Genomic DNA, 17,137 nt, shown 5'->3' on the forward strand with positions numbered 1-17,137 from the left:
TTCCCCACCGTAGGCGCTTTTATTTTTTCATGTTTCCTGCCGCTCTCTTATGCGGCTTAAGGCATACTCATAAGCCCGTCTATATGCAGCTGTGCAAGTGTTGGCGGTACAGCAGTTCTCATACCCCATAAGGCTACATAATCTACGCTCGTAACAATGCTTGCACTCATGCAGCTTTGCGTAGTCGCTCGCTGCCCGCTCCTGCCGCTTTTCCTCATATCGCATATATGCTTTAATCTGGCTCGCATCTATAACCACAATTCCCAGCGTATTTGCTGTATGTATTTCTCTGTCCATTCCCTCTGTTATGCCGTATTTCACGCCCGCAATAACAAAATCGCAGCCTTTCAGCAGCGCAAGCCCAGCAGCCATGCCCCTTGCCCGCTCTTCCGGCTTTTTATCGTCCATGCACTGCGTCATATATAAATGCGGCGTAATGGGTGCTAAGCCTGCCTCTAATGCCTGCCGTGTCAGCTGCTGCGCATAATCTATGTTTCTGTCCAGCTCTGCGCCGTCTTTCGCCCTGTATGGGCTGCATATATAAACTTTTTTCATACCTAATTACCCGCTTTCTGTTGTGCCTCTGTCCGTGCCTGTTCATTCCCTGCCAGATATGCCGCTAAATGCATCAGCTCGTCTGCGTCTTTTTCTTCAATAAAATCACAATCCACGCAGCATTTGCAGTACCCCGTAATTTGTAAATATCCGTCGTATACTTCCTGCGGTGTCTTGCACTGCTTTAAATCATTTATCAAAGCTGTAAGCAGCATTATTGCCTTTATGCCTGTCTCGCCACCTTTTCCGTGTATCCCTACTGTAATCTGCCGCATTTTTGTTACGCCGTCTGCTCCTAAAATTGTTTTACTCTTCATTCTGTACCTCGCTTTCTTCCTTAAACCCAGCCAAAAGCATAGTCATTGCATCTATCGCCGTATCAAAATGTTTTCCCAGCTCCGCTGCGTCAGTAAGCCCCTGCTTTGTGTTTCTTCCATTCCCTTTCATTACTTGCGTTTGCAAAATAGGTTTTAGCTGACTAAGCCCAGCTATGCTGTTCTCTAACTCTTCCTCACTCACGCAGATTTTTACATAGCCCTTACCAATGCGTTCAACGCTCATTTTCTGCCTCTTCCTTTCTTCTAATCAGCCGTACCGATACCTCATAAGCTGTACGCTGTTCTCTTTCTCCTGTGGCTGCATCAAGTACCTTTTCATACTGGCGGCTCTGATACCGTCCCAGCAGCTCTACAGTGTCGCCCTGCTGCCACTGCGCCGCCTCGTCTGCCTGTTCCTGCCAGCAGATGCACGGTAAATAGCAGCTGCCGCCTGTAAGCTCATTTCTTACTTTTACCGTAATATCAGTAATACGCTTGCCTCTTGGCGTTTCTCTGTGTGTTGGTTTATTCGCTATAACGCCTCTTATTGCTACCTCGTCCTGCTCTACTGCCTTTTCTGATACCGCCACAAAATCTGCCAGAATATATACCAGCAGTCTACCGCTCTGGAAGTCCTTAAGTGTCTGCGCCTTGCCTGTCAGTAAAAGCCTGCTGCCCTCTACAAATTCCTGCATAACGTCAAATTCTATACCGTTGCAAGCCTTGTATGGTACGTCCTCTGCAAATACTACCGTTACCTCGTCCGGCACGCCGCTTGGTCTTACTGTTTCCAGCTTTGCCATATAACCACAAAACGGCAGCCCGCATAGCTGTTTAATTTCCTTAATCTGTGTAAGCGTTCCTACCAGTCCCGCTGCATTTTCCTTGATACCGCCACCTGTAAGCTCGTCCATGATTGCAGTATCTAAATCCCGTAAAAAATCCGGCTTTTTCTTTGTCATACTTCCTGTCCTTTCCTTTCCTGTATGTATATGGTGTAGTAAAGTGACATCTGCAAATCACTAAACTTATACTGTGCTGTCTGGTCTGGCTCTAATGGTTTCATAAGCCCCAGCTCTTTCCAGCGTTTGTGCGTTATCTCCGGCACTGCCCTAAACTTCTTTACCTCATGCTCTCTGTATTTTCGGTATTCCTCGCTTATCTCATGGTCTGCAAACGGTTTGAACGCTGCCAGATACCCTACGTAAACCTCTGCTTTTCCCTCGATAATGCGCAGGCGGTCTGAACTCTCCAGCGTGCCTATAAATTCCTCTACTGTCACTGTCTGCCTCTCCTATTTCTCCGGCATTTCGTACAGCCTCGGTATTACTGCTGCAAACGGCTGTACGTCCATGCCGCCCCTTACTATAGCTGCACCGCCAGCCGTAAACAGATAGCTTACGCACGCTTTCTGTATCTCGTCCAGAACCTCTAAGCAGCGCTCTTTTGTGGCATACTCTCCGATTTCCTCTAAACACCCATCACTTATGCAAATTACGTGGCGCTTTTTGTCTGCCTCTGCGCCGCCTCTCTTTTTCTTTATGTCCTCGTACTCTCCATACTCTACGCAGGCGTAATTACCGCCCAGTCTATACAGCTTTTCTTTATTCTGGCTGCGTATGTAAACCTCACTCATAAATTGCCTCTCTTTCTTCTCTTTTCTGTCGCAAAAAGTATTACTTATTCCTGAATAGGTAATACTTTTGTACGTGTTAAGGTAATACTTTTGTTTTCAACCTTAAATATTCCTCTGCCATATTGCGCACCTTATCAGAAAAACTACGCCCTTTTACGCTTTCTATAATCTCCTGCGTTTCCTTATCAATTTTTATGCTTTTCTGGATATTTGCGCCTATATGTTGGCTTTTTCCGTTTTTGAATGTATACATGCTTATACCTCACTTTCTGCCGTTTCTCCCAGTAGTATTTTTCTAAACATACTCTCAAAAATCGGTACTGGTATGCTGTTGCCTGCCTGCTTATACAGTGGCATTGTGTAACGCCCTACTCTTTTATGCACTGCTGCCGCCGCCTCATAGTCTGCATCTGTATAGCCTTGCAAGCGCCAGCACTCACGCTCTGTAAGGTATCTGTAGCGCCCGCCGCCCATGTCTATTACCTGTGCTGGCGTTCTGTCCTGCCTTGCGGTAATTGTAAAAGCACAATCCTCTATTACCGTTGCCCGTCGTATTCCTTTCTTTCCGATTGCCTCTAAAACGCTTGGCTGTGTTACGTCATACACTGGCGGCGCATCTGGTAGCAGAAAGTCGTTTATATCTTTCATGGGCGTTTTTATCAAATCATCAAAAGAAAATTTTTCTTTTCCCAGTACAGATACTGTAAAAACTCTTTCCCTTGCTTGCGGTAAACCAAACTCTCTTGCGTCCAGTATTTCAAAATTGCTGCTATATCCCAGCCGTTCCATTTCTGATAAATACAAGTTGAAATTTACCCGCATATAGCGGCTTAATACATTTTTGACATTCTCCCATATTACGTACTTTGGTTTCCATTCTCCCATCTGTTCTATAATATGAATTGTTTCCCACATAAGGCTTGAACGTGTCCCGCTACCTTTGTCTGCTCCCTTGCCTCTGTTTATCCGTCCTGCCTCTGCCGTCGCTTTTCCTTGGTGTCCTGCTATGCTAAAATCTTGGCAAGGGCTACCGTGTATTAAAATATCTGGTTTTAAATTCCAGCCTACAACGCTCTGCGTTTTATATGGCAGTTCGTCCGCAAACATTGCGTTATAAGAACGTACTGCCTTTTCGTCTATCTCTACATAATCAATGGCTTTTACTGGTATGCCGATATTGCGCAATGCGCAACGTGGGCTACCTATCCCGCCGAACAATTCTAAAATCTGTATCATGGTTCTTTTTCCTCTCTTTTGTCGTAAAATAATAATCATTCATAATCAGCATTTCCTTACTGATAAGGCACGTAAGCCCCAGCGGTACTGTAATAAATGCTATTGTTATGTCGCCCTCTGTCGCCCATACTGCCAGCACGGTAATTGCAAGCATTGCAAGCCCGCAGGCTTTCTGTTTAATGAAATACCAGCGGCGGGCTTTCTTTTCCTGTTCCCACTGCTGCCGCTGTCTCTTTTTTTTGCGCATATCTTCCACAGCATCTGTATAGCCTCTCTGGTATGCGTCCTCTAATATCAATGCCTCTGCTGCCATTCTTTGCCTCTCTTCCTTTCGGCGGCGCTCTCTGTCTTTCCATTTGTGCCGCTCTCCTGCTCTGGCGTTTCTATTTACCGTGTGGGCTGCTTTTCGCATTAAAAAGCCGCTGAAAACCTGTTAAACGTCTACATACTTTCTGGCTGGTATGACCGCCGCTATTTTTTCACGGTATCCAGATTGCAGCTATTCGCCTGCTGCCCTCTGTTGCAGGCTCGCCATGCCTGCTACACAATGCGCCGTGTGGGACTTGAACCCACGACTTGCCGCTTATGAGGCGGCTGCTCTAACCAACTGAACTAACGGCACTCGTGGCGGCTGCTGCCGCCTACTCATTAAATAAAAATCCTTTTTCTATTAAAAACCTTATCCAATCGCAGCCCGTTACGTCGTCCCGCTCAATGAATTTGTAAAAGTCCTCTGCGTCCACTATTCCGTATTTCTTCAAAATGTTTTTTGCGTTATTTATTGCTGGTGTCGCAAAAACACAATCTGCATAAAATGTATCTTTAGCCGTTTTGTAGTTGTTTCTTTCTGTCGGTATCATCATTTCCACCGTAACTACATTCTTTTTACTTTTTCTTCCTATGCCTTTTCTTATTACTACCGCCTCGCTGAATAACCAGCCATTCCAGCCCCAGCGCATAGGCGCAAACTGTGTACGTGGTACTTGTATTAAATCCCCTACTTGTAATTTGTTAAAATCTACTGCTTTCATGTTTTCCCTTTCTTTCGTTTTTGCTGGTTTATAATGCCTGCTGCCCTGCTGCCGCTGTGTACGTTTTCAGTGTGGCGTTGCAGCGTTTGAACTCTCTATAAATTGTGTCCCTATGTGTTCCCAGCACCTCTGCAATATCGCTTACACTGCTGCCCTGCTTACTCATAGCCTCTATGGTCTGCCTGTCCTCGTAATGCAGACGCTTGTACTTTCGTTTCGCCATGTTCTATGCTCCTTTCCGTCCTCATTTGCTTTTATGGTAAAAAAATAAGCGTGTCAGAGTTTTTACGCTCTGCACGCTCTTCTTTTCTGCTGTTTCCTATAAAAAAAGAAAATCGGCAGAGGCTTTATAACCTCTTGTCGATTTTCATTCTAAAACTTATCTCTCTTTTTTAGAATTTTTTTATTTCTTTTTCCTCTTTCTGACGAATCAGCTCTTCCAGATATTTCTTCTCTTTCTTATCCAGAACCGCATCCTTTAAAAGGTCCGGGCGGCGTTCCAGCGTCCGTTCGATCGATTTCTGACGGCGCCAAGTCTCGATATTTTTGTGATGCCCGGTCAGAAGTACGTCCGGGACCGCCTTATCCATAAATACAACCGGGCGGGTGTACTGTGGATATTCCAGCAGATTGTCGTGAAATGACTCAAATTCCGCGGATACGTCATTATTTAACACACCAGGCACCAGACGGGAAATGCAGTCGATCATAACCATCGCCGGAAGCTCACCGCCCGTCAGGACATAATCGCCGATGGAGAGATAGTCGGTCACAACCAGCTCTAACGCGCGCTCATCGATCCCCTCATAATGCCCGCAGAGGAACACCAGATCCTCTTCTTTCGCCAGTTCTTCCGCGATTTTCTGGTTGAAAACCTGCCCCTGCGGAGTCAGATAGATCACGCGCGGACGTTTCCCGGTGCGCGCCGCCAGGTCTTCATATGCATCGTAAATCGGTTCCGGCTGCATCACCATACCGGCGCCGCCGCCATAGGGCGCATCGTCTACATGATGGTGTTTGTCCTTCGAATAATCGCGGATATTGACCGCCTCAACCGAGATCAGCCCTTTGTCAATCGCACGCCCCGTAATACTTGTGTTCAGTCCCCCCATTACCATCTCCGGAAACAGGGTCAGAATATGAAAATTCATCCGTTTCTCCTATATTTATACAGCACTTTCACAACGGTACTTTCATTTTAGGATTTTCATTCCATTTACAGATCCAGCAGACCGTCCATGATATGAACCGTTACAGTGCCAGCCTCCAGATCCACATTCAGGATGCATTCCTTGATGGATGGGAAAAGGTATTCTTTGCCCTCAGGTCCTTCGATCACATACACGTCGTTAGCCGCTGTCTGAAGGATATCTTTCACCGTACCGAACTCCTCGCCTTCGTCCGTCAGCACTTTCAGACCAATCAGATCGGCAATGAAATTCTCATCTGGATTCAGTTTCACCGCCTGATCGCGGGTGATCAGAATATCCTTATTACGAAACGGCTCGCAGTCCTCAATCCGATTCATCTCTTTAAATTTAAGAATGACCATATTTTTGAAAAAACGCACCTGTTCCACGGTCACCGGCATTTTTTCTTTTCCAGTGTCGATATACGCTTTTTTTAATTTTTTAAAACGATTCACATCATCGGTGGTAGGAAATACTTTCACATCTCCGCGCAGGCCATGCGGGGATGTAATTACACCAACTCTCAGATAATCAACCATTCTGTAATCCTCCTGTATAAAATACATGAAAAAGAATGTGCCTTGGCACATTCTCGCGCCGAGCGCGGTCGCTTGCGACATGTTTCTGCTTCGCGCGAGTGCGCATCCTCGCGGAGCGTTTTTTATTTCATAGGACGCAATTTCCTATGAAATAAAAAAGCCGGACACCCTTTCAGGCAGCCGGCTTTTCAGCTTCGTCTGTATTACTGAATCTCTACAATAACTTTCTTGTCTTCCTTGGATGAAGCCGCCTTGACAACCGAGCGAATCGCTTTCGCGATACGACCCTGTTTTCCAATTACCTTACCCATATCGGCCGGTGCAACGGAAAGCTCGATTACAGTCTCATCGTCTTTGACCGATTCTGTAACCACTACCTCGTCCGGGTTCTCAACCAGTGCTTTCGCGATAACTTCTACTAATTCTTTCATACCTTTGCACCTCACAGGTCAGTATGCTTGATTTACTGGATACCAGCGATCTTTAAGAGTTTACCAACAGTCTCTGTCGGCTGAGCGCCTGTTGCTAACCATTTCTTAGCAGCTTCCTCATCGAATTTCAGAGTGCTCGGCTCTGTGTTCGGATCGTAGATACCGATCTCCTCGATGAATCTGCCATCTCTCGGGGATCTGGAATCTGCAACAACGATTCTATAGAAAGGAGCTTTCTTCTGACCCATTCTTCTTAATCTCATCTTTACCATTTTAAATTACCTCCTGAAATTTTCCTTATTTCCTTGAATTATAAAATATAGCTAATGCACACTGCATCTACTAACACTTGTTTAAAACGGCAGCTTCATCTTGCCAAGCATACCGCCGAGTCCGCCAAGACCCTTGCGTTTTCCGCCGCCTGCCATGCCCGGAAGCTGTTTCATCAGCTTTTTCATATCTCCGAACTGTTTTACCAGGCGGTTGACTTCTGCGATATCCACGCCTGCGCCCTGTGCGATTCGTTTCTTGCGGGACGGATTCATCAGATCCGGGTTGCGCCGCTCTTCGGCTGTCATCGAGAGGATGATCGCCTCCACGCGTCCCATCGTCTTCTCATTCTCATCTAAATCCAGACCTTTAAGCTGTCCCATGCCCGGCATCATGCTCATGATGCTCGCCATGCCGCCCATCTTCTTGATCTGGTTCATCTGATCGAGGAAGTCGTTGTAATCAAATTCTGCCTTCTTAATCTTGCGGCCGAGTTCTTTTGCCTTCTCCTCGTCGATCACAGCAGATGCTTTGTCGATGATGGAAAGAACATCGCCCATGCCCAAGATCCGGGAAGCCATACGGTCCGGGTAAAACTGTTCCAAATCGGAAAGTTTCTCGCCCATACCGACATAGAGAATCGGTTTTCCGGTTACCGCCTTGATAGAAAGAGCCGCACCGCCTCGCGTATCGCCATCCATCTTTGTCAGAACCACACCGTCAATGCCGATTTTGTCGTTAAACATGCTCGCTACATTGACTGCATCCTGACCAGTCATGGCATCTACAACGAGAAGTGTCTGATAAACATCCACATTCTCTTTGATCTCAACCAGCTCATCCATCATCGCTTCATCGATGTGGAGACGACCGGCTGTATCGATGATAACCACATTGTTGCCATTTTTCGCCGCGTGCTCAAGCGCTGCCTTTGCGATATTGACCGGTTTGTGGTTCGTTCCCATCGCAAATACGGGAACACCCTGTTTTTCACCATTTTTCTGCAGCTGTTCGATTGCCGCCGGTCGGTAGACATCACATGCTACCAGCAATGGATTTTTTCCCTTTGCCTTGAGCTTTCCGGCAATCTTTGCCGTCGTGGTCGTCTTACCAGCACCCTGGAGACCTGCCATCATGATGACGGTAATCTCATTGCCCGGTTTTAACGCAATCTCTGTCATTTCGGAGCCCATCAGCTTGACCAGCTCGTCGTTGACAATCTTTATTACCATCTGTCCTGGATTCAGACCATTTAAAACATCGGTTCCAATCGCCCGCTCCTGTACAGAATTGATAAACTGTTTTACTACCTTGAAGCTTACATCCGCTTCCAGAAGGGCCATCTTGACTTCTTTGAGTCCGGCTTTTACGTCGCTCTCGCTGAGTCGTCCCTTGCCTGTCAGGTTTTTAAACACATTCTGCAGTTTGTCTGCCAAGCTTTCAAATGCCATCAAAAACCTCCTGCATTATAAATCCAATATCTCGTTTGAGATTCGCCCGATTGCCTCAATCAGCGCTTGATTCTGTGTCTGGCTGAATTCTTCCGTCAACCGATGAATCTCAGTTACTTTTTCCTTGGTTTTCTGGAATTTGGCAATCAGTCCAAGCTTTTCCTCATAACCAAGAAGTGTACGGTCACAGCGCCGGATCAGATCATGCACACCCTGACGGGTAATGCCCTGTTCGTCTGCAATCTCGCTGAGGGACAGATCGTTAAATACCACATCCTCATATACACTTTGCTGATGCTTTGTCAGGAGTTCTCCGTAGAAATCATACAAAAGACCCTGTTCAACAATTTTTTCCATTCCTCATCACCTGTGTTATCATACACGATAATCTAATTGGTGTCAAGTATTTTTTCTTTACACCAATCAGATTATCAATCGAATTATTTTTTAATGACGTTCTGTTTATGTTTTTCAAATTCTATCCCCGCACCGGATGGCCATCTTCCTTCGGCATCTTCTTCGCCGCCCGCCAGAAGCAGATCATATGTGCCGTCGCAGTGACCGCCCAGGAGATTGGGTACGACAGATACAGGATCGCCAGCGACCGCTGCGCTGCAAATATGGTAAAGATCCAAATCACTCGCAGTCCGCAGGCGCCGGTCAGAGAGACTAGCGTCGGCAGGATCGAATACCCAAGTCCGCGGATGCTTCCGACCATCGTATCCATCACGCCGCACAGGAAATACGTCGTACAGATGATCGACATCCGGAGCAGTCCATAGGAAATAACGTCGGCGTCTTCTGAATATATCTGCAACAGCCACGGACCGCCGAGGTATGCTGCAAATCCAAGCACCAGTCCTACTGTCACAACGACGCCCTGGCAGGTGGCAAGGATCTTTTTGATCCGCGTATATTTCTCCGCTCCGATATTCTGGCTCGTAAAGCTTAAATTGGTCTGGTACAGCGCATTCATCGAGGTATACACAAATCCCTCGATATTCTGCGATGCCGTGTTGCCTGCCATCGCGATCGAACCGAAGGAATTGACAGACGACTGAATCAGTACGTTGGAGATCGCAAAAATTGCTCCCTGAATACCAGCCGGAAGGCCTACCTTTATAATAAGAAGAAGTTTTCTCCGGTTGACTTCCAGCTTGGAAAGCGACAGCTTCATCGCGCCATCTGAACGCATCAGGCAGCGGATAACCAGAAATGCGGAAATACACTGGGAAATCACGGTTGCCAGCGCGACACCTGCTACATCCATCTGGAGCTGGGTAACAAAGAATACGTTCAGTGCCGCATTGATAACACCCGCCACGGTCAGGAAATACAGCGGACGTTTCGTATCGCCGATCGCGCGCAGGATTGCACTTCCGAAATTGTACACCATCGTTGCCGGCATACCGGCAAAATAAATCCGCATGTAGATCGTCGATTTATCGATGACATCGTCCGGCGTCCCCATCAGTTCCAGCCAGAAACGTGAGGTAAACAAACCCAAAAAGACCAGAAACAGCCCGCTTATCAGGCTGACCGTGATCGCCGTATGGATTGTCTCGCTCATGTCACGGTCATTCTTCGCACCATAATAGCGCGCTACCAGGACGTTCGCGCCGATCGACAGACCGATAAAGACGTTAATGAGAAGATTAATAAGGGAACTGGTCGAGCCGACTGCAGCCAGAGACTGGCTGCCTGCAAAACGCCCCACCACGATCACATCTGCCGCATTGAAAAGAAGCTGAAGCACACCGGAAAGCATCAGCGGAATGGAGTATGTAAGTACCTTTCCGAGAATCGGACCATTGCACATATCCATTTCATAGGATTTCGCCATGTTTTTCATCCTTTCGTATCTTAAAAATAAAAGTCCTTTCATTTTTCGAAGGCTGGTCAGTTGATACTATTCTACCCCCTTTCCATGCGCTTTTCAAGCGTTCTTTTAATCGTTGACTTTTTCCCGGCGCGTTTTATAATAAGGGTAGATAATTTACGGCGTAAACTGTCTGGCATCTTCACAGTTACAGCCACTTTACTTATAAGGAGGACATCATGATGAACACACAGCGACTTGAGAACGTTTTGAAGAAAATGGAAACAGAGGGACTCGAGCAGATGATTATTTCCGATCCTTATGCGATCTATTATCTGACGGGTCGTTTTATTGATCCGGGTGAACGTCTGCTGGCACTTTACATTAACCAGTCCGGCAAGAATAAGATCTTTATCAATAACCTCTTTACCGTTCCGGAAGATCTGGGCGTAGAGAAATTCCGCTTCTCGGATACAGACGATTACCTGACTCCTCTGTGCGACTGTGTTGAGGCAGGCAAACCGCTCGGTATTGATAAAACATTTGCTGCCCGTTTCCTGATTCCGGTCATCGATCATTCGGGCGCTTCCTCCTACAAGGTCAGCTCCATCTGCGTCGATGAGGTCCGTGCGTGCAAGGATGACGAAGAACGTGAAAAAATGCGTGCGGTTTCCGCAATCAACGATAAGGCGATGGCACAGTTCCGAGGTCTGATCCATGAGGGCGTAACTGAGGAAGAGATCGCTTCCAAGATGTTAGATATTTATAAGAGTCTCGGTGCAGACGGATATTCCTTTGAACCACTGGTTGGCTTCGGTGCAAACTGCGCGCTTGGACACCACGGTCCGGACAACACGGTTCTAAAAGAAGGCGACACCGTCCTGTTTGATGTTGGATGCAGGAAGGATGGCTATTGTGCCGATATGACACGTACTTTCTTCTATAAAAAAGTACCATCTGAGAAGCACCGCGCTATTTATGAGACCGTCCGCCGTGCAAATGCTGCCGCAGAAGCAATTTTGAAACCGGGCGTTCCGCTCTGCGAAGTCGATAAAGCTGCCCGCCAGATCATCGAGGATGCCGGATATGGTCCGAACTTTACCCATCGGCTGGGACATTTCATCGGTCTGGAAGTACATGAGTACGGCGATGTTTCTTCTGCGAACACCAAGGTCGCTGAGGTTGGCAATATCTTCTCCATCGAACCAGGTATTTATGTAGAAGGCGAAGTTGGTGTGAGAATCGAGGATCTGGTGCTGATTACTGAGGACGGATGCGAGATTCTGAACTCCTTCAGCAAGGAGCTGGATATTGTAGAGTAATCACATCGCATCATTTATAACATAATTATAAAAAAGAAACTGTTACAGATGGTATTTCTGGTAATTCCGATTACAAATCACGAATCATCCAGAAATCCAGCATCTGTAGACAGTTTCTTTTTACTTTTCTTTAAAAGCTAATTATAATTTTCATTTATAAAAAGGCGTTTTTACGCGTTCAGCTTCTCCGTCATCATTTCATTCACTTTACCCGGATTTGCCTTGCCCTTCATCGCTTTCATCACCTGACCAACCAGAAATCCAAGTACCTTTGTCTTTCCACTCTTGTACTCTTCCACCGTCTTCGGGTTTGCGGCGAGCACATCGGAAACTGCCTGTTCCAGGGCACTGTCGTCATTGACCATGCCAAGTCCGTGTGCATCGACATAGGCGGACGGATCGACATCTTGCTCGAAAACAGCTGTAAATACTTCTTTTGCCGTGTTGTTATTGATCGTTCCGGCATCGACCAGATCGATGAGCTGTGCCAGATGCATCGGGGAGAACCACAGGCTTTCAGCGTCCTGTCCTTTTTCCTTGAGCAGGCGGCTTGCCTCGCCGATTAGCCAGTTTGCCGCTTTCTTCGGTTTCTGGCAGATGGTAGTGGTCTTTTCAAACATATCCGCCATCTTCTTAGACTCAGTCAGAATGCGGCTGTCATATTCAGACAGACCATATTCACTCTGGTAACGTGCCATTTTTTCCGGCTGCAATTCCGGCAGGGCGGCACGGACGGATTCCAGCCATTCATCGCTGATGCAGACCGGCGGAAGATCCGGATCCGGGAAATAACGGTAATCTTTCGCATCCTCTTTAGAACGCATCGCATAGGAGTATTCCTTGTTGTCATCCCAGCGTCTCGTCTCCTGGATGACCTTCCTGCCCTCTTCCAGCAGCTCAATCTGGCGGGCGCGCTCGCCGTCGATCGCACGGGCAATCGCCTTGAAAGAGTTCAAGTTCTTCATCTCGGTTCTCGTACCAAATGTCTCACTTCCCACCTCACGGACCGATAAGTTGACATCGGCACGCATCGAACCTTCCTGTAACTTACAATCGGATGCGCCCAGATACTGTACCAGCAGGCGCAGGCGTTCGAGGTAGGCAATAACCTCATCAGAACTCCGCATATCCGGCTCAGAAACGATCTCGATCAACGGCACGCCGCTTCGGTTGTAATCAACCAGCGAGCAGTCTTCCCACTCGTCGTGGATCAGCTTTCCGGCATCTTCCTCCATGTGAATTTCATGAATACGAATTTTCTTTTCACCGGCAGGCGTATCGATCGGGATATAACCGTCGTGGCAGATCGGGAGATACAGCTGGGAAATCTGGTAGTTTTGCGGATTGTCCGGATAAAAATAGTTTTTCCGGTCAAATTTACAGAACTGGTTGATACCACAGTTTGCCGCCAGACCGACAGACATCGCGTATTCAACGACCTTCTTATTTAAAACCGGCAGAGAACCCGGCATACCGGTACAAACCGGGCAGGTATGAGTATTTGGTTTTGCTCCAAATTCGGTGGAGCAGCCGCAGAAAATCTTGGTTTTCGTCGCCAGCTCTACGTGTACCTCCAAGCCGATGACTGTCTCATATTCTTTCTTCATCTTATCTGCCCTCCTTGTCTGTCATAACCGGAAGCTTCCATGCACCTCTCGCCTTTTCGTATGCAGATGCCGCGCCAAACAGCTTTTTTTCCTGGAAGCAGTCTGCGATCATCTGAAGCCCGATCGGAAGTCCCTTCGAATCCAGCCCGCACGGAACTGAAATGCCCGGAAGACCTGCCAGGTTGACCGAAACAGTATAAATATCGCCCAGATACATCTTCATCGGATCGGAAAGGCTGTCGCCCAGCAGCGGTGCCGTGGACGGCGCTGCCGGTCCCAGAATGACATCGTATTTCTCAAACGCCTTGTCAAATGCCTGTTTAATCAATGCTTTTGTGCGGAGTGCTTTCAGATAATATGCATCGTAGTAGCCGGAACTCAAAACGAACGAACCGAGCATGATACGGCGTTTTACCTCTGGTCCAAAGCCCTCGGAACGGCTCTTTTTATACATTTCATGTAAATCTTCATATTCCGGTGTGCGGTAACCGTACTTCACACCGTCAAACCGGGACAGGTTGGAGCTTGCCTCCGCCGATGCAATGACGTAATATGCTGGAATCGCATACTCAACCATGCCTAAATCAAAAAACTCCACTTCTGCCCCGCGTTCTTTTAACGCCTCAGCTGCCGCCAGAACGGCTTTTTTTACATCTTCATCGAGTCCTTCGCCCAGATAATCGGACGGGATTCCGATCTTCATCCCTTTTACCTCTCCGGTCAGGGCAGCGGTAAAATTGTACGCCTCCCGCTTGACAGAGGTGCTGTCCTTTTTATCATAGGAAGCGATCGTCTCCAGAATTGCCGCGCAGTCTGCGGTATCTTTCGCAATCGGTCCAATCTGATCCAGCGAGGAACCATAGGCGATCAGACCATACCGGGAAACCGTTCCATAGGTCGGTTTGATGCCGGTCACGCCGCAGAAGGAACTTGGCTGGCGGATGGAACCGCCCGTATCTGAACCAAGAGCAAAAAAGGTCTCTCCCGCTGCGACAGCCGCACACGAGCCACCGGAAGATCCGCCCGGTACATGCTCTGTATTCCACGGGTTTTTCGTCGGTCCAAACCAGGATGTCTCGGTCGTACTTCCCATCGCAAATTCATCCATATTTGTCTTGCCAAGCAGGATCGCACCGGCTTTTTTGAGGTTTAGCGCTGCCTCCGCTGAGTACGGAGGTACAAATCCCCTTAAAATTTTGGAACTGCACGTTGTCTCAATTCCCTCTGTACAAATATTATCCTTGATCGCCATTGGAACGCCCGCCAGCGGTCCGGTCAGGATGCCATCGTCAATCTGTTTCTGGATCTCATCCGCCTGTGCCAGTGCTGCCTCCTCGGTCAGCGTTACATAAGCATGAACTATATCTTCATATTTATGAATCTGTTCCAGAGATGCCTGTACCGCCTCCCGGACGGAGATTCGTTTTTCTTTAATTTCTTTTCCCAGCTCCAGCGCTGTTAATTCTGAAATTCCCATCCTGATTTCCTCCATATCGCTGCTTATATCTCTAATTCTTTTTACTCCACTGTCCTCGGCACCTTGTACTGTTTTTCTTTCTGCTCTGGTGCATTCGAAAGCATCGCATCTGATTCATCTCCATTTTCCACGAAATCTTCGCGGAACACATTGTGAATGTCAAAGACATGCGACATCGGTTCTACCTCCGAAGTGTCAAGCTGATTCAGCATATCGATATACTCAAGCATCCGGCTCATGTCGCTTTTCGCTGCCTCTTTTTCCTCCGGGGAAAGGGAAAGCTTTGCTAAAATACCAACATAATCAATCATTTCATCGTCTATTTTCACTGCCATAAGTTCTGTTCCTTCCTATTATAATATGTGTTATGGACAAGCTCTTTGTTTCATAGGAAATTGCGTCCTGTCACGTTACGGTACCAGACGGCTCATATCTCTCGGGAAGAGCGAAACCTCACGGACATTCTCCTCTTCAAGCAGCTGCATCGTCATACGTTCCAGACCGATACCGAGTCCGCCGTGAGGCGGCATACCGTGTTTGAAGGTGCTTAAATACTGTTCCATTCCCTCGGTATCCATACCGCGTTTTTCAATCTTCTCCATCAACTCGGTGTAGCTGTGGATACGCTGTCCGCCGGTTGTGACTTCCAGTCCACGGAATAAAAGGTCAAAGCTGAGTGTTACTTTCGGATCTGTCGGGTCATCCATCGCATAGAATGGACGCTTCTTGGATGGATAATGGGTGACAAACACGAAATCGGCGCCGTACTCTTCTTTAAAGTAGCGTCCAATCAGGTGTTCTTCCTCCGGCTCCAGATCGTATGGGTTTTTGATCTGGGTTCCATATTTTTCGGAGGCAAGGCGTTTCGCCTCGGTAAAGGTCACTGCCGGAATCTTCTCTACTTCCGGAAGTTTGACTTTAAGGATTTCCAGCTCCGTGGAATATTCCTTCTTTAAAATTTCCACCATATGCTGAAGAAATCCGGTTTCCATCGCCATGATATCGGTAAAATCATCGATATATCCCATCTCAAAATCCAGTCCGGTATATTCGTTTAAATGACGTTTCGTGTTATGCTTCTCCGCACGGAACACCGGACCAACCTCCATCACACGGTCAAACACGCCGACCATCATCTGTTTGTAAAACTGCGGACTCTGCGCTAACACCGCCGGGCGGTGAAAATAATCGAGTTTAAAGACGTTTGCTCCGCCCTCGGCTCCTTTTGCTCCGATCTTTGGGGAATGAATTTCCGTAAATCCTTCTCCATGCAGGTACTCCCGGAATGCCCGTGCGATTCCTTCCTGGATTCTGAAACGTGCGCGCTCCCGCAGGTTGCGGAGTGTCAGAGAACGCATATCCAGTTTGGCTTCCAGAGATGCGCTCATTTTCCATTTTGATACGGCAATCGGCATCGGTTCTTCCGATTTCGAGAGGATCCGAACACTCTTTAAACGAAGTTCCATGCCTCTCGGCGCCCGCTCTTCTTTTCGGAGGACACCGGAAACTTCTACGAATGTTTCTTCTCTTAATTCAGCAAAATCCGCGTCGGTCACACCTTTTTCATAGACAGTCTGCAGCACGCCGTCACGTTTCCGGAGAATCACAAATGCGATATCGCCCATGTTGCGGACACTCATGATCGCGCCGTTTACCTTTACTTCCCGTCCATCCATACCGTCTGCAAACACGGCTGCCAGATCCAGCACTTCTTTTTCCTTTTTACCTGTCATAAATTCCATCGCTGTTTCCTCTCTTTCTCTGCTTTTTGATATGTCCGGGACGGGAATAATGAAAAAGAATGTGCCTTGGCACATTCTCGCGCCGAGCGCGGTCACTTGCGACAAACTACATCTTCGCGCGAGTGCGCATCATTGGCACGTTAGTGCCTTTTTGTGTAATAGGGGATTCCAAGGAATTTCCTATTACACAAAAAGTCCCGGAATGACGTTCACTCACATCATTCCGGGACGGGATATTCCCGCGGTACCACCCGCATTTAAAAAGAAACGATTGTTTTTCTTTTTACTCTTTCGCTGCTTAACGCGCAGTCACGTGATGACCTACCTGCGGCGGCTGGCGGGGTGTCCAGCGTTGCTCTCAGTCATCCGGCTCCGGAGTGTTCCCTATTGTCCCGCTCCCTCCTGACACGGCTCTCAGCCGGTGACCGCGTCTTTCTGTCGGATTCTTCGAAACAGAGTCTCCATCTTTGCCTTTTAAAAAAGTGGGCACGAATACCATGATTATCATGGCATC

At 47.6% G+C, this 17,137-nt stretch carries 23 protein-coding genes and 1 tRNA gene; 1 reads left to right on the forward strand and 23 read right to left on the reverse strand.

Annotated features, from left to right (window positions below; genetic code table 11):
- Positions 1 to 27: 27 nt before the first annotated feature.
- From DWX68_RS01840 to DWX68_RS01925, 19 genes are all read right to left on the reverse strand, one after another.
- The gene (locus DWX68_RS01840) at positions 28 to 555 is read right to left on the reverse strand and encodes a hypothetical protein (protein WP_118628451.1); all 528 of its coding nucleotides are present in this window, start codon (positions 553 to 555) and stop codon (positions 28 to 30) included.
- A gap of 2 nt (positions 556 to 557) precedes the next feature.
- Complete coding sequence (locus DWX68_RS01845; RefSeq protein ID WP_118628452.1) at positions 558 to 872, reverse strand: hypothetical protein; 315 nt, start codon at positions 870 to 872, stop codon at positions 558 to 560.
- The gene (locus DWX68_RS01850; RefSeq protein ID WP_118628453.1) at positions 862 to 1,116 is read right to left on the reverse strand and encodes a toxin PIN; all 255 of its coding nucleotides are present in this window, start codon (positions 1,114 to 1,116) and stop codon (positions 862 to 864) included. The genes DWX68_RS01845 and DWX68_RS01850 overlap by 11 nt, the downstream gene beginning before the upstream one ends.
- The gene (locus DWX68_RS01855; RefSeq protein WP_118628454.1) at positions 1,106 to 1,834 is read right to left on the reverse strand and encodes a single-stranded DNA-binding protein; all 729 of its coding nucleotides are present in this window, start codon (positions 1,832 to 1,834) and stop codon (positions 1,106 to 1,108) included. The genes DWX68_RS01850 and DWX68_RS01855 overlap by 11 nt, the downstream gene beginning before the upstream one ends.
- On the reverse strand, positions 1,831 to 2,154 hold the full coding sequence (locus DWX68_RS01860; protein ID WP_118628455.1) for a hypothetical protein: 324 nt from the start codon (positions 2,152 to 2,154) through the stop codon (positions 1,831 to 1,833). The genes DWX68_RS01855 and DWX68_RS01860 overlap by 4 nt, the downstream gene beginning before the upstream one ends.
- Positions 2,155 to 2,166: 12 nt before the next feature.
- The gene (locus DWX68_RS01865; protein ID WP_118628456.1) at positions 2,167 to 2,508 is read right to left on the reverse strand and encodes a long-chain fatty acid--CoA ligase; all 342 of its coding nucleotides are present in this window, start codon (positions 2,506 to 2,508) and stop codon (positions 2,167 to 2,169) included.
- Positions 2,509 to 2,584: 76 nt separating this feature from the next.
- The gene (locus tag DWX68_RS14585) at positions 2,585 to 2,761 is read right to left on the reverse strand and encodes a hypothetical protein (RefSeq protein WP_182432111.1); all 177 of its coding nucleotides are present in this window, start codon (positions 2,759 to 2,761) and stop codon (positions 2,585 to 2,587) included.
- A gap of 2 nt (positions 2,762 to 2,763) precedes the next feature.
- A complete protein-coding gene (locus tag DWX68_RS01870; RefSeq protein WP_118628457.1) occupies positions 2,764 to 3,744 on the reverse strand; it encodes a DNA cytosine methyltransferase in 981 nt (326 codons plus the stop codon).
- On the reverse strand, positions 3,707 to 4,057 hold the full coding sequence (locus DWX68_RS01875) for a hypothetical protein (protein ID WP_182432112.1): 351 nt from the start codon (positions 4,055 to 4,057) through the stop codon (positions 3,707 to 3,709). Before DWX68_RS01875 ends, DWX68_RS01870 begins: the two co-directional genes overlap by 38 nt.
- A 235-nt stretch (positions 4,058 to 4,292) precedes the next feature.
- A tRNA-Ile gene (locus DWX68_RS01880) sits at positions 4,293 to 4,366 on the reverse strand.
- A 19-nt stretch (positions 4,367 to 4,385) separates the two neighbouring features.
- Positions 4,386 to 4,775, reverse strand: coding sequence for a hypothetical protein (locus tag DWX68_RS01885; RefSeq protein WP_118628459.1), 390 nt, complete (start codon positions 4,773 to 4,775; stop codon positions 4,386 to 4,388).
- A 28-nt stretch (positions 4,776 to 4,803) separates the two neighbouring features.
- Entirely contained in the window at positions 4,804 to 4,998 is a 195-nt protein-coding gene (locus DWX68_RS01890) for a helix-turn-helix domain-containing protein (RefSeq protein WP_118628460.1), read from the reverse strand.
- 169 nt (positions 4,999 to 5,167) lie between these two features.
- A complete protein-coding gene (trmD, locus tag DWX68_RS01895; RefSeq protein ID WP_118491442.1) occupies positions 5,168 to 5,926 on the reverse strand; it encodes a tRNA (guanosine(37)-N1)-methyltransferase TrmD in 759 nt (252 codons plus the stop codon).
- A gap of 65 nt (positions 5,927 to 5,991) precedes the next feature.
- Positions 5,992 to 6,504 (reverse strand): ribosome maturation factor RimM, encoded by a 513-nt coding sequence (gene rimM / locus DWX68_RS01900; protein ID WP_106999918.1) that lies wholly within the window; start codon positions 6,502 to 6,504, stop codon positions 5,992 to 5,994.
- Positions 6,505 to 6,707: 203 nt separating this feature from the next.
- Positions 6,708 to 6,935: a KH domain-containing protein gene (locus tag DWX68_RS01905; RefSeq protein ID WP_022360235.1), complete on the reverse strand. Its 228-nt coding sequence runs from the start codon at positions 6,933 to 6,935 to the stop codon at positions 6,708 to 6,710.
- Between the two features lie 32 nt (positions 6,936 to 6,967).
- The gene (rpsP, locus tag DWX68_RS01910; RefSeq protein ID WP_106999919.1) at positions 6,968 to 7,207 is read right to left on the reverse strand and encodes a 30S ribosomal protein S16; all 240 of its coding nucleotides are present in this window, start codon (positions 7,205 to 7,207) and stop codon (positions 6,968 to 6,970) included.
- 81 nt (positions 7,208 to 7,288) lie between these two features.
- Entirely contained in the window at positions 7,289 to 8,656 is a 1,368-nt protein-coding gene (gene ffh, locus DWX68_RS01915) for a signal recognition particle protein (RefSeq protein ID WP_106999920.1), read from the reverse strand.
- A 15-nt stretch (positions 8,657 to 8,671) separates the two neighbouring features.
- Positions 8,672 to 9,013, reverse strand: a complete 342-nt coding sequence (gene ylxM, locus DWX68_RS01920) for a YlxM family DNA-binding protein (RefSeq protein ID WP_118482387.1) — start codon at positions 9,011 to 9,013, stop codon at positions 8,672 to 8,674.
- A 121-nt stretch (positions 9,014 to 9,134) separates the two neighbouring features.
- Positions 9,135 to 10,499 carry an MATE family efflux transporter gene (locus DWX68_RS01925; RefSeq protein WP_118628590.1) on the reverse strand — a complete coding sequence of 455 codons (1,365 nt, stop codon included), beginning with the start codon at positions 10,497 to 10,499 and terminating at the stop codon, positions 9,135 to 9,137.
- Positions 10,500 to 10,717: 218 nt separating this feature from the next.
- Between DWX68_RS01925 and DWX68_RS01930 the strand changes: the two genes are divergently transcribed.
- On the forward strand, positions 10,718 to 11,797 hold the full coding sequence (locus tag DWX68_RS01930) for a Xaa-Pro peptidase family protein (RefSeq protein WP_118628461.1): 1,080 nt from the start codon (positions 10,718 to 10,720) through the stop codon (positions 11,795 to 11,797).
- A 170-nt stretch (positions 11,798 to 11,967) separates the two neighbouring features.
- Here the strand turns inward: DWX68_RS01930 and gatB are convergent, their stop codons facing one another.
- The 4 genes from gatB to aspS all read right to left on the reverse strand — a co-directional run bounded on the left by gatB (position 11,968) and on the right by aspS (position 16,623).
- On the reverse strand, positions 11,968 to 13,404 hold the full coding sequence (gatB, locus tag DWX68_RS01935) for an Asp-tRNA(Asn)/Glu-tRNA(Gln) amidotransferase subunit GatB (RefSeq protein WP_118628462.1): 1,437 nt from the start codon (positions 13,402 to 13,404) through the stop codon (positions 11,968 to 11,970).
- Position 13,405: 1 nt separating this feature from the next.
- Positions 13,406 to 14,881 carry an Asp-tRNA(Asn)/Glu-tRNA(Gln) amidotransferase subunit GatA gene (gatA, locus tag DWX68_RS01940; RefSeq protein ID WP_118628463.1) on the reverse strand — a complete coding sequence of 492 codons (1,476 nt, stop codon included), beginning with the start codon at positions 14,879 to 14,881 and terminating at the stop codon, positions 13,406 to 13,408.
- A gap of 41 nt (positions 14,882 to 14,922) precedes the next feature.
- The gene (gene gatC, locus DWX68_RS01945) at positions 14,923 to 15,216 is read right to left on the reverse strand and encodes an Asp-tRNA(Asn)/Glu-tRNA(Gln) amidotransferase subunit GatC (protein WP_118628464.1); all 294 of its coding nucleotides are present in this window, start codon (positions 15,214 to 15,216) and stop codon (positions 14,923 to 14,925) included.
- A 75-nt stretch (positions 15,217 to 15,291) separates the two neighbouring features.
- Entirely contained in the window at positions 15,292 to 16,623 is a 1,332-nt protein-coding gene (gene aspS, locus DWX68_RS01950) for an aspartate--tRNA(Asn) ligase (protein ID WP_118628465.1), read from the reverse strand.
- Between the last annotated feature and the right edge of the window lie 514 nt (positions 16,624 to 17,137).

It is taken from the genome of Clostridium sp. AF20-7, assembly GCF_003479275.1.
GTDB classification, from domain to species: Bacteria; Bacillota; Clostridia; order Lachnospirales; family Lachnospiraceae; genus Otoolea; species Otoolea fessa.

Excerpts from the sequence above, each read along its gene's own strand:
- DWX68_RS01885 (WP_118628459.1), bottom strand. The coding sequence starts at position 4,775 with ATGAAAGCAGTAGATTTTAACAAATTACAAGTAGGGGATTTAATACAA.
- gatC (WP_118628464.1), bottom strand. The coding sequence starts at position 15,216 with ATGGCAGTGAAAATAGACGATGAAATGATTGATTATGTTGGTATTTTA.
- DWX68_RS01930 (WP_118628461.1), top strand. The coding sequence starts at position 10,718 with ATGAACACACAGCGACTTGAGAACGTTTTGAAGAAAATGGAAACAGAG.
- rpsP (WP_106999919.1), bottom strand. The coding sequence starts at position 7,207 with ATGGTAAAGATGAGATTAAGAAGAATGGGTCAGAAGAAAGCTCCTTTC.
- rimM (WP_106999918.1), bottom strand. The coding sequence starts at position 6,504 with ATGGTTGATTATCTGAGAGTTGGTGTAATTACATCCCCGCATGGCCTG.
- DWX68_RS01870 (WP_118628457.1), bottom strand. The coding sequence starts at position 3,744 with ATGATACAGATTTTAGAATTGTTCGGCGGGATAGGTAGCCCACGTTGC.
- DWX68_RS01840 (WP_118628451.1), bottom strand. The coding sequence starts at position 555 with ATGAAAAAAGTTTATATATGCAGCCCATACAGGGCGAAAGACGGCGCA.
- gatB (WP_118628462.1), bottom strand. The coding sequence starts at position 13,404 with ATGAAGAAAGAATATGAGACAGTCATCGGCTTGGAGGTACACGTAGAG.
- DWX68_RS01850 (WP_118628453.1), bottom strand. The coding sequence starts at position 1,116 with ATGAGCGTTGAACGCATTGGTAAGGGCTATGTAAAAATCTGCGTGAGT.
- DWX68_RS01845 (WP_118628452.1), bottom strand. The coding sequence starts at position 872 with ATGAAGAGTAAAACAATTTTAGGAGCAGACGGCGTAACAAAAATGCGG.
- DWX68_RS01890 (WP_118628460.1), bottom strand. The coding sequence starts at position 4,998 with ATGGCGAAACGAAAGTACAAGCGTCTGCATTACGAGGACAGGCAGACC.
- trmD (WP_118491442.1), bottom strand. The coding sequence starts at position 5,926 with ATGAATTTTCATATTCTGACCCTGTTTCCGGAGATGGTAATGGGGGGA.
- ylxM (WP_118482387.1), bottom strand. The coding sequence starts at position 9,013 with ATGGAAAAAATTGTTGAACAGGGTCTTTTGTATGATTTCTACGGAGAA.
- DWX68_RS14585 (WP_182432111.1), bottom strand. The coding sequence starts at position 2,761 with ATGTATACATTCAAAAACGGAAAAAGCCAACATATAGGCGCAAATATC.
- gatA (WP_118628463.1), bottom strand. The coding sequence starts at position 14,881 with ATGGGAATTTCAGAATTAACAGCGCTGGAGCTGGGAAAAGAAATTAAA.
- DWX68_RS01865 (WP_118628456.1), bottom strand. The coding sequence starts at position 2,508 with ATGAGTGAGGTTTACATACGCAGCCAGAATAAAGAAAAGCTGTATAGA.
- ffh (WP_106999920.1), bottom strand. The coding sequence starts at position 8,656 with ATGGCATTTGAAAGCTTGGCAGACAAACTGCAGAATGTGTTTAAAAAC.
- DWX68_RS01855 (WP_118628454.1), bottom strand. The coding sequence starts at position 1,834 with ATGACAAAGAAAAAGCCGGATTTTTTACGGGATTTAGATACTGCAATC.
- aspS (WP_118628465.1), bottom strand. The coding sequence starts at position 16,623 with ATGGAATTTATGACAGGTAAAAAGGAAAAAGAAGTGCTGGATCTGGCA.
- DWX68_RS01905 (WP_022360235.1), bottom strand. The coding sequence starts at position 6,935 with ATGAAAGAATTAGTAGAAGTTATCGCGAAAGCACTGGTTGAGAACCCG.
- DWX68_RS01925 (WP_118628590.1), bottom strand. The coding sequence starts at position 10,499 with ATGGCGAAATCCTATGAAATGGATATGTGCAATGGTCCGATTCTCGGA.
- DWX68_RS01875 (WP_182432112.1), bottom strand. The coding sequence starts at position 4,057 with ATGGCAGCAGAGGCATTGATATTAGAGGACGCATACCAGAGAGGCTAT.